Source organism: Microcoleus sp. Z1_A1 (assembly GCF_036700305.1).
GTDB lineage: Bacteria > Cyanobacteriota > Cyanobacteriia > Cyanobacteriales > Microcoleaceae > Microcoleus.
The window spans coordinates 127,495-146,509 of record NZ_JAUBOR010000002.1; the positions used below are offsets into that span (position 1 = coordinate 127,495).

Annotated in this window: 17 protein-coding genes; 13 read left to right on the plus strand and 4 right to left on the minus strand. The window is 44.9% G+C overall.

Annotation, left to right across the window (positions count from 1 at the left end; genetic code table 11):
* Positions 1 to 81 precede the first annotated feature (81 nt).
* Positions 82 to 1,503: an Nramp family divalent metal transporter gene (locus QT973_RS01725; RefSeq protein ID WP_333231736.1), complete on the minus strand. Its 1,422-nt coding sequence runs from the start codon at positions 1,501 to 1,503 to the stop codon at positions 82 to 84.
* A gap of 763 nt (positions 1,504 to 2,266) precedes the next feature.
* Between QT973_RS01725 and QT973_RS01730 the strand changes: the two genes are divergently transcribed.
* From QT973_RS01730 to QT973_RS01755, 6 genes are all read left to right on the plus strand, one after another.
* Positions 2,267 to 3,127: a formate/nitrite transporter family protein gene (locus QT973_RS01730; protein ID WP_333259151.1), complete on the plus strand. Its 861-nt coding sequence runs from the start codon at positions 2,267 to 2,269 to the stop codon at positions 3,125 to 3,127.
* Positions 3,128 to 3,220: 93 nt separating this feature from the next.
* A complete protein-coding gene (locus QT973_RS01735) occupies positions 3,221 to 3,835 on the plus strand; it encodes a hypothetical protein (protein ID WP_333390421.1) in 615 nt (204 codons plus the stop codon).
* 247 nt (positions 3,836 to 4,082) lie between these two features.
* Positions 4,083 to 5,123 carry a hypothetical protein gene (locus QT973_RS01740; RefSeq protein ID WP_333390424.1) on the plus strand — a complete coding sequence of 347 codons (1,041 nt, stop codon included), beginning with the start codon at positions 4,083 to 4,085 and terminating at the stop codon, positions 5,121 to 5,123.
* A 347-nt stretch (positions 5,124 to 5,470) separates the two neighbouring features.
* Positions 5,471 to 6,310, plus strand: a complete 840-nt coding sequence (locus QT973_RS01745) for a hypothetical protein (RefSeq protein ID WP_333211185.1) — start codon at positions 5,471 to 5,473, stop codon at positions 6,308 to 6,310.
* Between the two features lie 185 nt (positions 6,311 to 6,495).
* Positions 6,496 to 7,062, plus strand: a complete 567-nt coding sequence (locus tag QT973_RS01750; RefSeq protein WP_333053759.1) for a DUF3611 family protein — start codon at positions 6,496 to 6,498, stop codon at positions 7,060 to 7,062.
* 422 nt (positions 7,063 to 7,484) lie between these two features.
* On the plus strand, positions 7,485 to 9,116 hold the full coding sequence (locus QT973_RS01755) for an alpha-amylase family protein (protein ID WP_333390427.1): 1,632 nt from the start codon (positions 7,485 to 7,487) through the stop codon (positions 9,114 to 9,116).
* Positions 9,117 to 9,139: 23 nt separating this feature from the next.
* On the opposite strand, the gene QT973_RS01760 is transcribed toward QT973_RS01755, so the two are convergent.
* Positions 9,140 to 10,105 (minus strand): S-layer homology domain-containing protein, encoded by a 966-nt coding sequence (locus QT973_RS01760; protein WP_333053761.1) that lies wholly within the window; start codon positions 10,103 to 10,105, stop codon positions 9,140 to 9,142.
* A gap of 50 nt (positions 10,106 to 10,155) precedes the next feature.
* Positions 10,156 to 11,079: a DUF2382 domain-containing protein gene (locus tag QT973_RS01765; RefSeq protein WP_333053762.1), complete on the minus strand. Its 924-nt coding sequence runs from the start codon at positions 11,077 to 11,079 to the stop codon at positions 10,156 to 10,158.
* Between the two features lie 505 nt (positions 11,080 to 11,584).
* Between QT973_RS01765 and QT973_RS01770 the strand changes: the two genes are divergently transcribed.
* The 7 genes from QT973_RS01770 to QT973_RS01800 all read left to right on the plus strand — a co-directional run bounded on the left by QT973_RS01770 (position 11,585) and on the right by QT973_RS01800 (position 18,353).
* Positions 11,585 to 12,196 carry a hypothetical protein gene (locus tag QT973_RS01770; protein WP_333053763.1) on the plus strand — a complete coding sequence of 204 codons (612 nt, stop codon included), beginning with the start codon at positions 11,585 to 11,587 and terminating at the stop codon, positions 12,194 to 12,196.
* A gap of 254 nt (positions 12,197 to 12,450) precedes the next feature.
* A complete protein-coding gene (gene iscB / locus QT973_RS01775) occupies positions 12,451 to 13,722 on the plus strand; it encodes an RNA-guided endonuclease IscB (RefSeq protein WP_333053764.1) in 1,272 nt (423 codons plus the stop codon).
* 135 nt (positions 13,723 to 13,857) lie between these two features.
* Entirely contained in the window at positions 13,858 to 14,409 is a 552-nt protein-coding gene (locus QT973_RS01780; RefSeq protein ID WP_333053765.1) for an SH3 domain-containing protein, read from the plus strand.
* A 14-nt stretch (positions 14,410 to 14,423) separates the two neighbouring features.
* Positions 14,424 to 15,545, plus strand: coding sequence for a hypothetical protein (locus tag QT973_RS01785; RefSeq protein ID WP_333390430.1), 1,122 nt, complete (start codon positions 14,424 to 14,426; stop codon positions 15,543 to 15,545).
* Between the two features lie 170 nt (positions 15,546 to 15,715).
* Entirely contained in the window at positions 15,716 to 16,720 is a 1,005-nt protein-coding gene (locus QT973_RS01790) for a mechanosensitive ion channel family protein (protein WP_333053768.1), read from the plus strand.
* Entirely contained in the window at positions 16,717 to 18,042 is a 1,326-nt protein-coding gene (locus QT973_RS01795; RefSeq protein ID WP_333390432.1) for a DUF2254 domain-containing protein, read from the plus strand. Before QT973_RS01790 ends, QT973_RS01795 begins: the two co-directional genes overlap by 4 nt.
* A gap of 17 nt (positions 18,043 to 18,059) precedes the next feature.
* The gene (locus QT973_RS01800) at positions 18,060 to 18,353 is read left to right on the plus strand and encodes a hypothetical protein (RefSeq protein WP_333211176.1); all 294 of its coding nucleotides are present in this window, start codon (positions 18,060 to 18,062) and stop codon (positions 18,351 to 18,353) included.
* Between the two features lie 54 nt (positions 18,354 to 18,407).
* On the opposite strand, the gene QT973_RS01805 is transcribed toward QT973_RS01800, so the two are convergent.
* Positions 18,408 to 18,620 carry a type II toxin-antitoxin system HicB family antitoxin gene (locus QT973_RS01805; RefSeq protein WP_333053772.1) on the minus strand — a complete coding sequence of 71 codons (213 nt, stop codon included), beginning with the start codon at positions 18,618 to 18,620 and terminating at the stop codon, positions 18,408 to 18,410.
* Positions 18,621 to 19,015 lie beyond the last annotated feature (395 nt).

Below are 19,015 nucleotides of genomic sequence, written 5' to 3' on the forward strand. Positions count from 1 at the left end.
TGTTTGCAAGCTTTAAGACTATTGGTGAACCCGCCCCTACAGATCCGGCACGAATGCTGTAATATCTGAGAAAAACACTGTTTAACTTCCTCCTCCACTCGTGCCAATTATCCCGGTCAGTTGTAAAAGATAGATAACTGCAAAGCAGGCAAAAAAGATCCCTGCAATTACCGTTCCACCCCAGATAAACTTCGAGGGTCGCAATTCCTTGGGCAGCATTCGATGATTCACATAAAGCGTTAATCCAGTCACAATGGGAATGTGAGCTGCTTCAATGCCTCCAGCCATTTGTAACAAGGAAACGGGTTCGCCGAAAATCAGATAAATCGCAATGGGTAACGCAGTTAACAGCACTATAATATAAAATCGCTGCAAAAATTTTTCATTCGTCCAACGACCCTGCACGCCAAATCCTTGCAGTAAAATTTGCGTGCCATCGGCAAACATCCGCCCAAAGCCATCTTGGACTGAAAGCGTGGTGCTACAAAAAGTAATAAAAACAATTGCCACCATAAACCAAAAGCCAAATGGCCCCCAAAGGTCGCCTAGCAAACTACCCAAAATTTCGGCTACTTGTTGTTCTTTTGGCACTAATCCTTGGGGACGCAACAACTCGCCACCGAGAATCAAAAAAGCGAGTGCCGCTAACAGCGCACCTACGACTGCTAAGGTGTTGGAGAAACTCATTAAAGTCACCCACCCCTGCAACCTTTTTACTTGTTCGTGGCCGATTTCATTAAAATCAAGGGGTTGTTCTTGTTTGAGAGAAGCAGCACCGTATCCTCTGGCTTCCACCCAATAGGAATACCACATCAATCCTGCTGCCCCTGCTAGCATAAAACCCAGCCAAGGTAGAATTTCTTGATATTGCACGTTTTGGGGAATTTGAGGCACTAACCCTGCTGCGAATTGTCGAAGGTTGGGAAAAACAAAAATCGCCGCGGCTACCACTGCCAACGTGCGGCCGATGCCGATAATTGAGGAAATTTTCTCAACAACTTTATACTGCCCCATGAACACAATTGCTGCCGTCACAGCGATAATGATCACTGTCCAAAGTTTAACTGTTCCTCCTGTTACTAGAATCAGTGCTGTAGCGGCGGCACCTGCAAGTCCGGCAACGGTGGAAATTGCTACTACCACCTGCGGCAATAAAATCAGCCAAATCGTCCAATTTTTCGGCCCAGGAATTTGCTTAAAACCTTCTAAAATCGTTGCGCCCGTACAAACCGAAAACCGCCCGACTTCGTTGTTGATAAACCACTTGAGGATAACAGCGGCTAGCAGCGCCCACAACAGCGAGTAGCCGTAAAGTGCTGCAATTCGAGGTGTAAATAGTAACTCACCAGAACCAGCAGCCGACAGCATCCATAAAAAACTCGGTCCCAACCATTTAAAGCGGTCCCAACCCTCTGGCGGCTGCGGGATTTGTTGACTGGTATTTTCACCCTGTTGGTTAGTTATTTGTGCAGAAGAACTGCGATCATCGCTATCTCTATTCATTGTTATTACTCGATTAGTAACTGGTCAACACCGATGGTTTACCCACGATTTATGGTGAGGTTGAAATTGTGGATTTTCATATTGCGGTGCTTCACAGCTTGTTAAAACGACGCTTGCTGGTGGCTTTTACCCAAAGTCCGATTAAACCAAAGACAACTACGATCGCCTGCAAAAACGTTAGATTGAACTGAATGTCAAAGCCACTTGCATGATTGTGCCAACGTAAAACTCACAGCAGGTATTGGCCAATTGCAAATGAGGGTACGCGCAAAGCCAAAAAAATTGCTGCTAGTCCCAAAAAAATGGCAATGTCCACGACGAATGCGATCGCACTCAGGCTTGACTAGGTTCTCAAATTTGAGAGAGGAGTTTTCCTTCCCAATTACAGCGATCGAACCAGCTAGAAGCCTCCACAATCGCATTCGTGGTTGAATTTTTGAATGGGTCAGGTTTTCTTGTACTCAAGGAATTAATTTTGTACAAAGATGCCTCCTAACACTGCCACTCTTACATTTTCACCCTACACCTCTGTATGGCAAAGATTGTGCAAAATTAAAGCAAATAGCGGAATATCTTACTTAAGATATATTGCTTTTACATTCAATTTTAAAATCACCAAACTTAAGATAGATGTTGCACAACTATTTTTTCTCTACAGACACTTTTTAGAAAAACCCAAAGCTCATTCTCAGGTTAGGCGCGTCGCTATTGTTTAGTTTGTATGCTGAGAACTACGAAGTTCATATAATTTAACAAGAGCGAGATGACACAAAATAGCGATCGAGCCAGCCAAGCAATAGAATTGCTGGGTCAACAAAAGTTGGAACTAAGCGATCGCGATCGTGAAGAGATCATTGAGCGAATCCGTCCCACTGCCTTAATCATTCACGAAACGATTAGGATTGAGGGTGAAAGTGAGTTGTTGCGTCCAGTTTCAGCCCTAGCTTGGTCTGGATTAGCTGCAGGACTATCTATGGGATTTTCCCTAGTGGCTCAAGGTGTACTCCAAGCAAATTTACCGCAGCAATCTTGGAGTTCCATCATTGTCAGCCTTGGGTACAGTATCGGCTTTGTCATTGTGGTGATGGGGCGTCAGCAGTTGTTCACTGAAAATACCCTGACTGTCATTCTGCCTTTGTTAAACGATCGCAGACCCAAAGTTTTTATGCGAGTGCTGCGATTATGGGGAATTGTGTTAGCAAGCAATTTGTTAGGTGCATTCATATTTGCCTCAATAGTTGCACAGGTTGGAGTCTTCCCGCCTGAAATTCAAACAGCGTTTGGCGAAATAGGTTTAAGAGTTATCGATGGAGGATTTTGGATAACTTTATTGCGGGCAATCTTTGCGGGTTGGTTAATTGCTTTAATGGTGTGGCTTCTCCCCGCCGCTGAGTCTTCCCAACTGTGGGTAATTGTTATCATCACTTCCCTGGTTGGGCTAGGTGAATTTCCTCATATTATTGCCGGATCGGTGGAAGTTTTCTATGCAGTGGCAATTAAAGCTGTTTCGTGGCCCGAATATTTTGGCAAATTCATGATACCTACCCTAATTGGTAATATTTTAGGCGGAGTTACCTTAGTGGCTGCCTTAAACCATGCCCAAGTTGCTCAAGATGACCTCTAGAAATTGAGCTAAAATAAACCACATTAAGGGCATGGAGAACCCCGATTTCTCTAAGAAGTCGGGGATGTGCGATCTTAAGATAGAAGGAGAGTGATGATGACTACAAACTGGCGTGGCTATCGAGTTGCAGCTTGGGTAGGACAGGCGTTATTAACAATAGCAGTAATAGCTGCTCTGAGTCAGGGAAAATGGCAAAATGCCTTGGGGTTAGCCTTATTCTTAGTAGCATCCCTGGCGTTTGTGGTGATGGTCGATCGCTTGCCAACGCTGTTTGATTTCCTGTTTGTGCTTGCTGCCTTACTCAACGCCGGAGGCTGGGTTTTCGGACTGTTTTACCAACCGGGACCTTATGATGAAATTGTTCATGCTTTCACGACTTTTGCCGTGACTTTAGCATTGAGTTTTTTAGCATACAGTTCAATGCTGACTATTTTTCGCAACCATAAACTGCTGTACTTGCTAACAATAACCAGTTTTGGGATTGCGATTGGTGCTTTGTGGGAAGTTACCGAGTGGACGGCTGGTATTGTTCTCTCAACCGAAGTGATTGGGAGCCTGGATGATACGATTATTGATTTGATTATGGATAGTTTGGGAGCTGCAATAGCTGCCATAACGGGCTTATGGACGTTGCAAGAATGGATGCGTCCCAGTGCGACAGTTGGGAATCAAGCATCTATCGCCAATAGTCCGAGCGATCGCACTTAACTGAACTGAAAGGAATATTATCATTTTTTCTTCAATCATCTTTCATCAGATAGATATTTTCTTATTGCCTCCGACAGATGGCAAGCTTTGGAGACTTGAGGTTAAATGGATATATAAGCAACATTTTGAAAGAATGTAGAACGTAGAACACAGACAATCGACCTTGAGCCAAAGTAAATTTTTAATAATTTAAATTTTCTTTTCACATTACTGCAAGAGGTTGGTTGTTGCGATTTAGGAGGATTTTATGAAAATAAAATCATTTTCAACGGCAATTGGACTGGTTCTGTTGGGTTCAACCATTTATTTACCGGAAATTGCCCTAGCTAGTCCCAAACCCTCTATCCAAGTAGCTCAACGAAGAGTAGTCGGCTCGGATATAGACAGTTTTACCGCGTATCCTGTACAGCGATTAGATCCGGGAACTCAACTCTTTTTCGTGCTGCGAGGAACCCCGTACTCTAGAGCTACCTTGACTATCCCAAATGCAGTGCAAAATCTGCCGATGCGGGAGGTTCAACCCGGAGTTTACGAGGCAAACTACATGATTCGCGAGGGCGATCGTATTTCCGAAAATACTGTTGTGCGGGCAAATTTGCAACAAGGCGATCGCATCAGTAGCACCCGCTTGCAACAACCTCTAGTAGCTGGTTATAGCGATCGGCGCTTTCAATCTTTGTCTATTAACCGCTTCACTGCTCAATCCGTACCGCAGTTAGAGCCGGGAACCACGCTCAATTTCAAATTGCTCGGCACTCCCAACGCTACAGCTAATTTCTCCATTGAAGGAGTTGCTTATAACATTCCCATGCGGGAAGAATCCAACGGCGTTTACACAGGGGAATATACGATCCGCAGCCAAGATTATTTCCCCCCTGCAGGTGCGGCGGTTACTGCTAGTTTGCAGTCGGGAAATCAAGTTATTCGTTCCCGTTTAGATCGAGAACTAATTGCTGGCGATGATGGCAGTTCCAACACTGCCGAAATCCCGCTAGAAATTATCACTCCCGAAGAAAATGCTCGCGTCAGCGGGACGGTTGAAGTGGAAGGACGCAGCGCCCCAAATGCGACAGTTAATGTCAACGTTCAGGCTACCTCTTCTGTGGCAGGTTTATTTGGAGTTGAACGAAATATCCTCGAACGCACAATTCGGGCGGATGAACAAGGTAAATTCAGCTTTGCTTTTAAGCCGACCATTTCTTTACCAGGAACCCGATACGAGGTGAATCTCACTTCTAGCAGAGGCGATCGCACCAGCGAAGAAACTTTGGTACTGTTTCAAAATTGAGCGGTGACTCGCGACTATTTGCCCGCGCAAAATCGGGCACACCTGACTAAATTTGAAAGATTCCATCAGGAGATATCTATGTATCAACTAAAAAATCCCTGAAAAAAAACGCCAGGGATATTACAAATCATCTCTGGCAGTTTATTAATCGGTATGCCAACCATGCCTCTTGTTGCATCAGCAACTCCTCAGATGAAACGACTAAATAGGATGGCAATTAAGGAGTTTTAAGAGTTCACCCTGACGGTCAAGTGTTTTTGAATTAGGCTATAAAAAAACCCGGTTTTAAACACAAATTCTGTAGCTTCATCAACAAAATAAACAGAAAAAATCAAGGAGGTTTTTCAATGGTTAATAATCGTTTGAACAATTACACTCAAAAGCTCTCGAATGCTAAGGGAGGAGCGATCGCCCTCGCACTAGCAGCTATCCTGCTTCCGGCTTGTACTACCCCACAGCGACAAGCAACGGCACCTGCACCTGCACCTGCAACACCCGGTACGGTTCCCACGACAACCGAGAATGTGGTTGATAACACAGCACAACTGCTTGGCAAAACTGTGACCATCAGAAGCGAACCAGTCAAAAAATTGGGGCCATCGACCTTTACAGTTAGCGATAAGGAGTTTTTTAGCACCGAATCGATTTTGGTTGTCAATGCCACCGGCAAGCCCTTTGTGCTGCCGACTGAATCAGATCAAGAAGTTCAAGTAACAGGAACAGTTCGCAATTTTGTCCTTGCAGATATTGAGCGCGAGTACAAATTAGGCTTAGAGCCAAACTTGTACGCTGAGTACGAAAGTAAACCTGCGATCGTTGCACAATCGATGGCGCTAGCCCCCACACCGGGTGAACTCACCTCAAACCCCCAAAAATACTACGGCAAGACACTGGCGGTGAGCGGTGAAGTCGAAAGCCTCAGAAGTCCAAACTCGTTCACTTTGGATGAAGACAAATTAATTGGCGGACAAGACTTGTTAGTGATACACACAGTTCCAAAACCAACCGTGCAAGAAGGTGAGAAGGTTGCCGTAACCGGCGAGTTGCGTTCGTTTGTCGTCGCTGAACTTGAGCGGGACTACGATCTGCAATGGGATTTGACCTTGAAGCAGAAGCTAGAAGCCGAGTATACCAACAAACCTGTCTTAGTTGCTACAGGAGTATATCCGTCAGCCATTCCTCAGTAACCAATACACCTCTCTCATAACTACTGCGGGGAGTAGGGGTTAGGCATCCTGTCCTGCCCTTAACCGAGTTTTCTGCAGAAGTCTAATAGCTAACCACCAGGCGATCGCTTGCGACAGGAAGACAAGCAGAACCTCTTTCTTACCTCGTTTATTTTGATGCTCAATTCAGCAATAAGGTGGATATAATGAATCAACCAGAATCCGTGCCGCAACCGCTGACCCAAAGCGAATTCGTCGCAACTTTTCGCTTGTTTAGTAGATTTAGCTTCTGGATACAGTTATTCTTGGGTGCTGTTTCCGGCATTGTTTTATTATTTGCTATGTTGGGTCGCAACATGGGCGAACAAACCAATAATGCAGGTATTGGTTTCGGGGTAGTTTTAGCAATAGTGGGCCTGTTATTGCTGGCGTTTAGAATATTTTGGGATTTTCGCTATCGGCTTTTAGGCCGACTTTTGCACGCCGAAAATTCCCAGGTATATCCCAGCAAAGAACATATTACTCACACCTTACGGATTGGATTAGTTTCTAGTTTGGTGGGGGTATTAATCGCGTTTGTCGCATCTGAAGAAACAGTGGCTGTAGTCCTAGCAAAAACTCTGAGTCAACCGCAAGCGCTCGCAGCTTATACGCCAGAAAATGTGATTCGTTCTCTAGATATTTTTGTGACGATGGCCAACGTCAATCTGATTGGCGCTCACTTTTTTGGAGCTGTTACTTCTCTTGGGTTACTCAATTGGGTAGAAGAGTAGTTGGCACCATGGGCGATCGCTAAAGGCAAACACAACTTCTATGTCCTTATGATTGACAAGGCCTGGCCGATTTAACTAAGGTTGGTGGCGAAAGCACTGCCTTGGCTCCCAGAGAGCGAAGACAGTGCAGCTACAAGCTAAACAAGTTGGCTATTTGCATGAACATCTAATCGGAAATAGCGATCGCTCCTGCTAATGGTAGTCAGTCTGAGCAACCATTTTTTTTCGTAATTGATTTATTATAGCGACAGATATTTCATCGAGCTTGAGATGGATAGATTTTGAATCTGGACAAACAAAACTTAGGCTCATATTCCTAAAAATGAGCTATATCGGTGGCATTCAGCTTCCTAAATAGCCCTGTGGCAGGGTTTCTGAACAAAGCCATTTCCAACAGTTTCTCTATTAAGAAATTTACTGCAATGAAAGACCTCTGGTATAAAAACGCAATTGTCTACTCCCTCGATGTTGAAACCTTCATGGACTCGGACGGCGATGGTGTCGGCGACTTTCAAGGACTGATCGACCGCCTAGACTATTTATCCGCGCTAGGAATTACTTGTTTGTGGTTGCTGCCGTTTTATCCTTCCCCTAACCGGGACAATGGTTATGACGTGATGGATTACTACAACATCGATCCGCGACTGGGAACCCTGGGAGATTTTGTCGAGTTCATGCACCAAGCAAGGGAACGAGGCATTCGCGTACTGATCGATATGGTAGTAAATCATACGTCCAATCAGCATCCTTGGTTTGTGGCAGCCAAAAGCGATAAAAACTCCAAGTATCGCGATTACTATGTGTGGTCAGAAAATCCACCCAAAACTGATCCAGAACAACTGATATTTCCCGATGTCGAGGACAGTATTTGGGAGTACGATGAACAAGCAAAAGCTTACTATTTGCATCACTTCTATAAAGAACAGCCAGATTTGAATATTGGCAATCCGGCTGTACGAGAAGAAATATGCAAAATTATGGGTTTCTGGCTAGAACTGGGCGTGTCTGGATTTCGCATTGATGCTGTTCCGTTTTTAATTAAAGGAATTGGCATCGAAGGTGCAGACCCCGAAAAGCTGCGAGGTTTCTTGGAAGAAATGAGAGATTTTGTGTCATCGCGTCAGGGTGATGCTGTGTTGCTGGCAGAAGCAAATGTCGATCGCGAGCAAATTTCTATCTACTTTGCTAAGGGCGACAGAATGCACATCCTGTTCAACTTTTTGCTGAACCAGCATCTGTTTTTGGCCCTGGCGCGTCAAGAATCCACAGCATTGCGCGAGGGACTAAAAACCTTACCGGATATTCCTGATATTTGTCAGTGGCTTAATTTTGTGCGCCACCATGATGAACTGACGCTAGATCGCATTACTTCATCGGAACGAGAGGAAATTTTTGCAGCGTTTGCCCCTGAGAAAACTATGCAAATTTTCGGGCGCGGGATTCGTCGCCGCTTACCACCGATGATGGGAGGATCTCGTCGCCGGATTGAACTTGTCTACAGCTTGCTGTTCACCCTGCCTGGTACACCCATGCTGCGCTATGGGGAAGAAATTGGCATGGGGGATGACCTTTCGCTGGAAGGTAGAGACAGCGTTCGCACGGTGATGCAATGGTCAGATGCAGCGAATGGTGGCTTCTCGACGGCTGCAACTGATACTCTTGCCAGACCTGCGATCGCCACGGGAGAATATGGTTACAAACAAGTCAATGTCGTCGCAGCGCAGCGCGATCCTGGCTCATTAATTAACTGGATGGAACGTGCAATCAGCATCCGCAAGCAATGTCCTGAGTTGGGTAGGGGCAAGTGGCACCTTCTGGAAACCGACTGTCCCTCGGTGTTAGCCCACTGCTGCGACTGGCAAGGCAGGACGGTGATTGCTGTCCACAATCTCGCCGACAAACCTTGTACCGCTACGCTCAAATCTAACGAATACAGCAATCTGTGCGACTTATTTGGCGATCGGCTCTATGAATCTCTCGATGCCGAATCGCCATCTATTCCCTTAGAAGCCTACGGCTATCGCTGGTTTCGAGTCAATCGAATCCAGGGGTAAAAAAGTTAATGTTGAGGGAAGAACTAGCGACGTGGGCTCGTAGGAATGTACTTAGCAGTATTCTTGTCTGGAAGCGGTTGTATCTGACCTTGATTGACCAAAGCTTGATGAATTAGGGCAGTAGCACTACCCCGACTCAGCAACTCGTTCGGATTAAGAGCTCTGGGATCTGGATAGTTGACCACTATCTTTGCCTTTGTCGCTGCTGCCACTGGCTCAACCGCATATTTAGGAAGTTTCTCGGCATCTTTATAGTACGACTTGAGAAAATCTAATGCTGAATTTTTAGCAGGCGCAGTTGCAGCTTTTGTCGTTGTTGGTGGAACAGTCTTAGCCGGTTTAGGTGTGGGGGCCGCCCCAGGCTGCAGCCTTGCGACTACAGGTAATAACGGCTGCATCAAAACAGTCGCTGCGAGGGGAAATGCCAAACGGTTCCTAGCAATTCGACGTTTATTTACTGGAGTTTGCCTTGCTGGAGTTGCAGCAGCTCGATCGGTTTTGACAACAGGGGGATTGTAATCCATATTTAAACCCCTCATTAACACAACTAATGCTTGTGCCTTAGTCAAGGACTGCTTCGGACGAAACTCATTTCCGGGAAAATCATTCATAAATCCCGTTTCATAAGCTTCTTGAATCGGAGTTTCTGCCCAGTAGTTTTTAGGCACATCCTTAAAGTAACTTCCACTCGGTATCTTTCTAACGCTGGCTCGATTAAAAGCTTGGCGGATCATCGCCGAAAATTCATCCCGATCCACAGCCTGTTTGGGTCTAAAAGTTCCGTCTAGATATCCGGTAACAATCTCTTTTTCAGCTAAGGAATCAATAAACGGACGCGCCCAGTAATTCGGCGGTACATCAGGAAATTTCGATTTAGCTTGTTGAGCAGCAACTTGCTGGGAAGTTAGCACAAAGCCAGTGCCACTGACACTAATTGCTAAAGCTAAAAAGGCTACGCTGATTGACGGTAAATGCCTGCGATTAGTCATGATAAATTTCCTCCTGATTTTTGCATTTTTAACGATACTATTTGGCTGAGTTAAAGCGGATTACGTTTTTTTCTATCCGATTCCCATTCTGTTTTTACAACATCTAACTCTTCGCGACGTACTGTGTCTGTTGCCTCAACCGTATCTTGCTCAACTTCTTTTCTGATTTGCACTTCCTCGCGCACGAACGCTTGCTTTTTGATATTGACGGTTTCTTCGTAGATTTCCAAATGTGCCATTTCTTCTTGATTGAAGGCGGTATCTGGAGTTACGCGACTCCCTACATATTCGGGAGTTGTGTGCTCAATCACAACTCGCTCTTTTTCTACAGGAACTTCCAGTTGTACCGTTTTGGTCTCAACTTGTTTGCCAATTATTACCTCGCCTGTTTTGCGACGGGTTTTATCTGCAACTAATCGTTCTTCGTACAGTTTGAGTTTTTGATGATCCTGTTCGTTCATCTGATACAATTGGGGCTCTCGCTCGTAAGTATAGGTATCCCGGTCATAAGCAGGATTACTAGCTTGAGGCAAGACAGAATGCGTTGTAGAAACTGGAACGGGTGCTTCTAAAGGTAATGATGCTTCTACTGGTACAGACGCTTCTACTGTTGAAGTTCGATAAATACCCCGCACTTGTTCTTCATAATCGTAATCAACTGCCATCCCATGCTCATACCTGGGTAGTTTTTCCACTTTGTCTTTACTCTGCAAACCTGTAGCGTAAACACGCCGCCCATTAAAATCAATGTGACAAAGAGCGATGGGAAGTAAAACTTTTTTGTCAAAAATCCAAGAACCAGTCTCTACCACAAAATAGCGGCAACGTCCTGTCTCATCTACCAGCACAGTATCGATCGTGCCAATTTTATCATCGGTACTTCCGCCATACACATCCAGCCCTTTGATATCATCGTCCTCAAAAGCGGCTTGGCGGTAGTTGGGATTAAAATCCTCAATTTTGTAAAGTAACATTGTTGTTTCCTGTACTATCTACATCAACTTGTGTACCTACTTTAGATAGATATCAGGTCTAATACTTCCTTCTTATGAATGATTCAGCAAATTGAGAATCATCAAAATAGCGATAATTTTTTATATTTTTCTATCTTTAGGTAGATGAATTTAGGATTCCTGTACTCAAAAGGGTGAATTTATCTAATCATTCGTAGGTTGGGTGGAGCGAACCTACAACGTTTCTGCCAGCAAATATCACAAGGATTTATTAGGTTTTATTATCACCTTAACTATCACCTTAACTAGGGGATATCCTAGAAAATCAAGGGCATCTCTAAAGGATCTGCTGGTTTTTTTTTAAAGGAAATTTCCATTTTAGGATCGAAGTTACTACTTTTGATATTTAAAAATTTTAACTTAAAAAGATTATGCCCATCGGTAGATATTTTGGTAATGATGATTAAGTAAAATTAAATTACCTTCAAGAAAAAAAATGCTCACGTAACGCAGGGGTTAATCTTTTATGACTTATCCAGATCGATCGGGCAGTCCACTCACTGAGCCTACAATCGTCAATCCGCTGGTGGATTACCACGATCGAGTGAGGTGGGGGCCAATTTTGGCAGGAATTGCGATCGCTCTGGGTACTCAACTAATTTTAAGCGCTTTGGGAATGGCGATCGGATTAACCGCAGGTGCAACAGGCGCGGATGCAGGTTCCGTTGGTATTGGGGTCGTAATTTGGTCGATTATCAGTTTGCTGATTTCCCTTTTTTTAGGCGGTTGGGTGATGGCTCAAAGCTGCGGCCCGATGACCAAGAAAACAGCATTTTTGAATGCAGCAATTCTTTGGGGAGCTACATTAGCACTTAGTGCTTGGTTATTAGGAAGCGGGATATCGGGTGCTGTTGGCGCTGCCGCTGCTAATGCTGGAGAAATTGCCAATCAAGTACAACAACAGGGCGGCGTTAATATACCCAATCAAGCCCAGAATGTAGGCCCAAATCAAGTTCGCGATATAGCTGGTAATACAGCTAAAGCTACTTGGTCTTTTCTACTTGGCTCTTTGCTGAGTTTGGCAGCGGCAATGATGGGTGGTGCTGTTGGCGCTCGCAAACCTCGCGTTTATGCTTGATTAGCGGTCAACCACCCACCACTAATCGGAGTACCGATATAGTGGGGGCACAGAAATTGCCAAGTTGACCAGTCTAGGTGTTAAATCACTACGTTTAAGGCAAGTGTTAAAGACCTACCAGAGAATGCGTTGCTAGTTCTCTGCTCTAGAACTTAAAAGTTAAACAGGTGTAAGGGTTAAGCCAGTGCTTTTAAGATAGTTACCGACCTTAAACATTGACGAAGCTAACATTACCCCGAAAGGGAGGACTTAAAATGTCTAACTTTGTTTTTGTACTAGATACCCAAAAACGACCGCTCAATCCAATCCACCCAGGAATGGCCCGTAAATTGCTAACTAATGGCAAAGCTGCTGTTTTTAAAGGGTATCCATTCACACTAATTCTCAAGGTAGAGGTAACAGCAACCCAAAAACCAATCACTCTCAAAATAGACCCTGGCTCTCAAACCACTGGGTTCGCATTACTGCAAGGAGAAAAAGTAATCTTTGGCGCAGAACTGACTCACCGAGGTCAAGCTATTAAAGCCAGCCTTGAATCTCGTCGTTCATTACGTAGAGTCCGGAGAAATCGCCATACTCGTTATCGTCCAGCTAGATTCCTAAATAGAACTCGCCTTAAAGGTTGGCTAGCCCCAAGTTTGCAACATCGCGTTGAAACAACTATAACATGGGTGACTAAATTGATGAAAGTAGCCCCCATTGTTTCTATTGTTCAAGAACTTGTGCGGTTTGACTTACAACAATTAGAAAACCCGGAAATTTCTGGAATTGAGTACCAACAAGGCGTTTTGTGTGGCTACGAGGTTCGGGAATATTTGCTCAACAAGTGGGAGAGAAAGTGTGCTTACTGTGGTATTACAAATACACCATTACAAGTCGAACATATTCATCCCAAAGCTAAGGGTGGTTCTAATCGCATTTCTAATCTTTGCCTTGCTTGTGAAAAGTGCAATATCAAGAAAGGAACTCAAAATATAGAGCAATTCCTGTCTAAAAAGCCAGATGTTTTAAAACGGGTTTTGTCTCAAGCAAAGCGTTCTTTAAAAGATGCGACAGCCGTCAATTCAACTCGTTGGGCATTATTTAATCGGCTTAGCATGATTGGTTTGCCTGTTTCTACTGGCAGTGGTGGCTTAACAAAGTTCAATCGCACTCGATTAAGTCTAGCTAAAACTCACTGGTTAGATGCAGCTTGTGTTGGGAACGTTGAATCGCTGAAAATTTTAACAAACAAGCCGTTGTTAATTAAAGCTACTGGGCATGGGACGCGCCAAATGTGTCGTACCGATAAGTTTGGATTTCCATGTCGCTATGTTCCCCGGCTTAAGTTTGTTAAAGGTTTTCAAACTGGAGATATTGTCAAAGCAATCGTTACTTCTGGCAAGAAAGTTGGTAAATATGTTGGGCGTGTTGCCGTCAGAACAAGTGGTTCGTTTAATATTTCCGCATCAGAATTGGTGTCGGGGGTTAGCCACAAATATTGTTCAATTATTCACAGAAAGGATGGTTATTCGTATGCAGCATAAACCTTGCCCCCCTTGGACTCCCACCACGCTCCCTGAGTACAGGTGAGCGTGGGGGTCTCCAAGGGGGAAGACAGATGAACAAGCTAAAAACCTTTTCTAAGGTTTTGGCATAGAGATTTAAAAGGAGATAAAGCGATGCAACAGCAGAGTATCTGGCAAAAATATACCAGGTTAACAAGTTCGATCTTGTTAACGGCAACGGTATTAGTTGCTCCCTCGTTCGCCGCTAATACAAATCAAAAACAGATTCAAGGTGACTATCTACTAGCGCAAGCTTCAGACAACTGTCGCCAGGTTATTGCGAGGAATGGCCTTAATGTTCGGCGACAACCGACGGCTAACAGCGAAGCGGTTGGTATCATCGGTTCCGCACGAAATGTGACGATTCAAAATCTTGGTGAGAATGGCTGGGTACCAATTTCAGCCCCGCTACAAGGCTACGTATATGGTGGTTTTCTCGGAGCGTGTGAAGCCGCAACCGCCCCGCCTCCTACTGACTGCCGCCAAGTTGCAGCAGCCAGAGGAATTAATGTACATCAAGCACCTTCCACTGATGGGGAAAGGGTTGGAGTCGTCGCGAGTGGACGAAGAGTGACGATTGAAAGTATAGGAACAGATGGTTGGGTGCCGATTACAGTGCCTCTGAGAGGCTACGTCCAAGCTGAAAACCTGGCGTATTGTAGTTAATTGAAAAAACAGTGATGGATGACCAATCAAACCCCAAAAAAGAAACTAATTCACAGCAAAAACCTGGTTTGTTAAATTTCATTGCCGAGACAACAGAATCTGCACTGAATACAGGCAAAGCGGTTGTTGATACAGCAGTTGATTGGGGGGAAGCTGCTGCTAAACAAACTTATCGATTGATTGGACAAGCGACGCAAGGAACCGGAGATGCGGTAACTTATGTTGGCAATCTTCCCTTTGTTAAACAAGTGGCGGGGGTACTCAGGCTTGATTGGTTAGTTGGGGTCAGCGATCGCATCGACTTAGCCAAAGCCGAAGCTCAAGTCAATGAACTCCAACAAAAGTATCCCAATGAATATCCCAGCGAAATTGCCCATCGCATTATGGTGGAAAAAGCGATTCAAGCCGGTGGTGTCGGATTTGCTAGCAGCATTTTACCGGGTGTCGCGGCTGCACTGCTGGCGATCGATTTAGCGGCGACTACTGCGATTCAAACCGAAATGGTTTATGAAATTGCCGCCGCTTATGGGATGGATTTGCAACAGCCAGCCCGAAAAGGTGAGGTTTTGGCAATTTTTGGGTTAGCGCTCGGCGGTAGCAACGCCATGAGAGCTGGTTTGGGCTTTTTACGCAACGTACCGCTGGCTGGCGCGATGATTGGTGCGAGTACGAATGCTACGATGCTGTACGCGCTGGGATATGCGGCGCGCGAGTTTTACGAAGCCAAAGTGAGGGAAGAGACTGAAGAACCTGGAACCGAAACGCTGCAAGCGATTCAGCAACAAAGCGAGAAATATCTTGATGTGGCGATCGCCCAGCAAGCAGGAATGGATCAAATTATGGTTCACATGATTTTGGCAAGTTATCCCAACAAAAACTGGGAAGATATTCTGCCAGAATTGAAGGCATTGCAATTAAATGCCGATTCTCTCCAAAGGATTGCTGCTAACATCAAGTCCCCCAAACCATTGGGTGCATTGTTAGAGCAACTTAACCCGGACTTTGCAGTACCGCTATTAGCTCAATGCCGTCGCATTGCCGAAAGTAAGGGAGAGGTTTCTGAAGCAGAACAGAGGGTGCTGGATGCGATCGCACAAAAACTCGACGGTGAAGATGTGGCTGCGATATCCACTTGAAAAAAATTGTTGGTGCGTTAGCTTTCTGCGTAACGAACCATCCCCAATATTTACTGTGACCGTGTAAGTCCTAAATTAGCCTCACGTAACAGAAATCTACAGCCTTAAGATAGAGTTTGACGTGGCTAATTTCACTACTATCAATAACGACTGATGCAAGAGGAACTTTTATGACAGCAGAAATATCTGGAGTCTGGGACAAGATTGAGAGCATGATCAATGACTTCATTGTCCTGCTGCCTAATATGATACTAGCGTTCCTTGTTTTCGGAATCTTTTTCTTTGTTGGGAGGTCAATTAAGAGAGCGGTCAGGCGGCTTACTCGCAACCACCGCCAATCCCGGAATTTGGGACTGGTTTTGGGAAGGTTAGCGCAGGGTATTACTGTTTTGGTTGGTCTGTTTATTGCCTTGTCGATTGTAATTCCCACATTTAGAGCAGGCGATTTGGTGCAACTGCTGGGAATTAGCGGGGTAGCGATTGGTTTTGCCTTTCGCGATATCTTACAAAACTTCCTAGCTGGTATCCTAATTCTGTTGACGGAACCGTTCCAAATCGATGACCAGATTGTGTTTAAAAACTTTGAGGGAACGGTAGAAAATATTGAAACTCGCGCTACAACAATCCGAACCTATGATGGTCGCCGGATTGTAATTCCCAATGCGGAATTGTTCACCAATTCTGTTATGGTGAATACCGCGTTTGATAAACGCCGGATGGAATACGACGTTGGTATCGGCTACGGGGATGATATTCACCGAGCCAAGGAGTTAATGATGGAAGCCATGCACAGTGTGGATGAGGTTTTGAATGACCCTGCTCCTGACGTGCTGCTGATGGAACTTGCAGGAAGTACCGTCAATATCCGCGCTCGATGGTGGATTGCTCCGCCGCGACGAATTGACGATTTGCGATCGCGCGACAAGGTACTTTCTGCGATTAAGGAAAAGCTGACTGCTAATGGCATCGACTTGCCCTTTCCTACGCAGCAAATTTTGTTTCACGACCAAACCGAAGAGACGGATGGCGATCGCAAACGTCAACGCGAAGGATGGCCCGCTGGTAATGGCGAAGTTCCCAAACCCCGCAGCATCAGCGGTTCTCTGCGACAACTAATTGAACAGCGATCGCAATCTGACGGCAACGGACAATCGCCACCCCACCACAACTCATGAAAAATGTCAAGTTAAGCAAAATTTGGGACTCGCTCCACTCTAGCTACTGGTTTATCCCAACCTTGATGGCGCTGGGGTCGATGATTTTGGCGATCGCCATGCTGACAATTGACCGCACGGGTAATATACCAAACTGGAGGTGGATTTACACGGGTGGAGCCGATGGTGCGCGAGCGGTTCTTTCATCGGTTGCCGGTTCAATGATCAGCGTTGTTGCTACAGCTTTTTCTATTACTATTGTGGCGCTTCAGTTGGCGAGCTCCAATTTTGGGCCCCGATTGCTGCGTAGTTTTATGCAGGATACGGGCAATCAAATCGTGCTTGGCACCTTCATTGCCACGTTTATTTACTGTTTACTCGTACTGCGAACCATTCATGCAGAAGGAGAAGGATACAGTCTCTTTGTACCCCAACTCTCGGTTACAGTTGGTACCGGATTGGCAATTGCCAGTATCGGCGTACTGATTTACTTTATCCATCACGCATCAACCATTATTCAAGCCTCCCATGTAATTACTCAGGTTAGTGGCGATTTAGACAAAGCTCTAGATCGTCTGTTTCCCGGAAAAATCGGAGAAGGTAAACCGAACAACGCGCGAAAAGTGGGAGAAATTCCGGCAAATTTTGACTCGGAAGCAAGTCCAATTAAAGCCACTGGCGAGGGTTATTTGCAAGCAATCGATGACGAGGAATTAATGAAAATTTCCCGTCAGTACAATCTGCTTGTACGTCTTAAAACTCGACCGGGAAAGTTTATCGTCAAGGGTAGCGATGTAGCGATGGTTTTTCCGGGAAAACAGGTGAATCAAAGCCTGAACCAAAAAATTAATGATGCTTTTATTCTGGGCAAAGAACGGAATGAATATCAAGATGTAGAATTTCCCATCGATCAGTTAGTGGAAATCGCCTTGCGTGCAATTTCTCCTGGTATCAACGATCCGTTTACTGCGATTCGGTGTATCGATCGACTCAGCGCTGGATTATCCCGCCTCGCTCAAAGGGATTTTCCCTCCCCCTATCGCTACGACGATGAACATAATTTGCGCGTCATTGTTGAAGGAGTGACGTTTGAAGGCTTAGTCAATACTGCATTTAACCAAATTCGCCAATACAGTAAATCAGATGTGGCGGTAACAATTCGCTTATTGGAAGCTATAGCTTGCATCGCCACTTACACCCGCAATTCCCAACAACGAGAAGCTTTACGCCGTCACGCGGAGATGATTTTAAATAGTAGCCGCGAACAAATCTCTCAGGAGCAAGACCAGAAAGATGTGCAAGAACGGTATCACCAAGTCATTAAAGCTTTAGGAGAGGATTAATTTTGTTGAGCAGAGTTATGGTAATAACAGCAGCTTTGCGATCGGCTCCTAATACTTTAGCTTTAACCGCGCTGAGTGCCATTGGTTTAGCGCTGACACATTTATTTTGCGGCAAGTTGCGGTTTGCCCCTATTCCTCGCAACCGCTGGCTTTCAGCAGCAAGTGGGGTTTCGGTAGCTTATGTTTTTGTGCATATTTTACCGGAATTAAATCTGCACCAAGGGGTATTAAAGCAAGTAGAATCAGGAGTTATTTCCTATCTAGAACACCACGTTTATTTAATAGCTTTGTTAGGATTGACTGTATTTTAAAGTCTAAACGCTCTAGTACGCGAATTACTTCGCTTACTTGATATTCTGGGCAACCTAGGCATAGCTAACCTCTATGCTAGTTACAAACCTAGGAGTGATTTCGTCGGGTAAAGGACACTCTTCGAGATAGAGCCTTGTACCTTCTTTGAGATTGGCGATCGCTTGTTCTATGGTTTCGCCTTGGTCAATTGTGCCGACTTCTGGACATTCGGCGATGTACATATCTTCTTCTTTGTAAATGATGACTGTGAAGCTTTTAGTTTTCATTATATTTTTGCTTTCAGCATCAGAGGTTGCTTAGTTTCTATTTCCTAGTTTATCTTGGATGTATTTTTTTTGCAAGTACAGGGGAAGAGGCGCGATCGCGCTTTTTGACAAATTGGGATGTAAGGGCGATCGCCTTTTGGTTATTTCTCAATTGAAAAGCGATTGCTATATCATCAAAAAATGCGATTCGTCGCAGCGTATTTGCCTTCGCCGAATCGCCCCTTTCCTTAATGTTTATGAGCTATATCACTTTTGCTGAGTTGCATTTACTTACCTTGCTGCCAATTGGTTATCTACTTATTTTCAGTAGATTCTTCATTAGTAGTTAAAAAGTACACTAAAAATCAACGCGGGAAATAAGAGAGACAACAGGTTTTAACCTGTTGAGTCGGGTT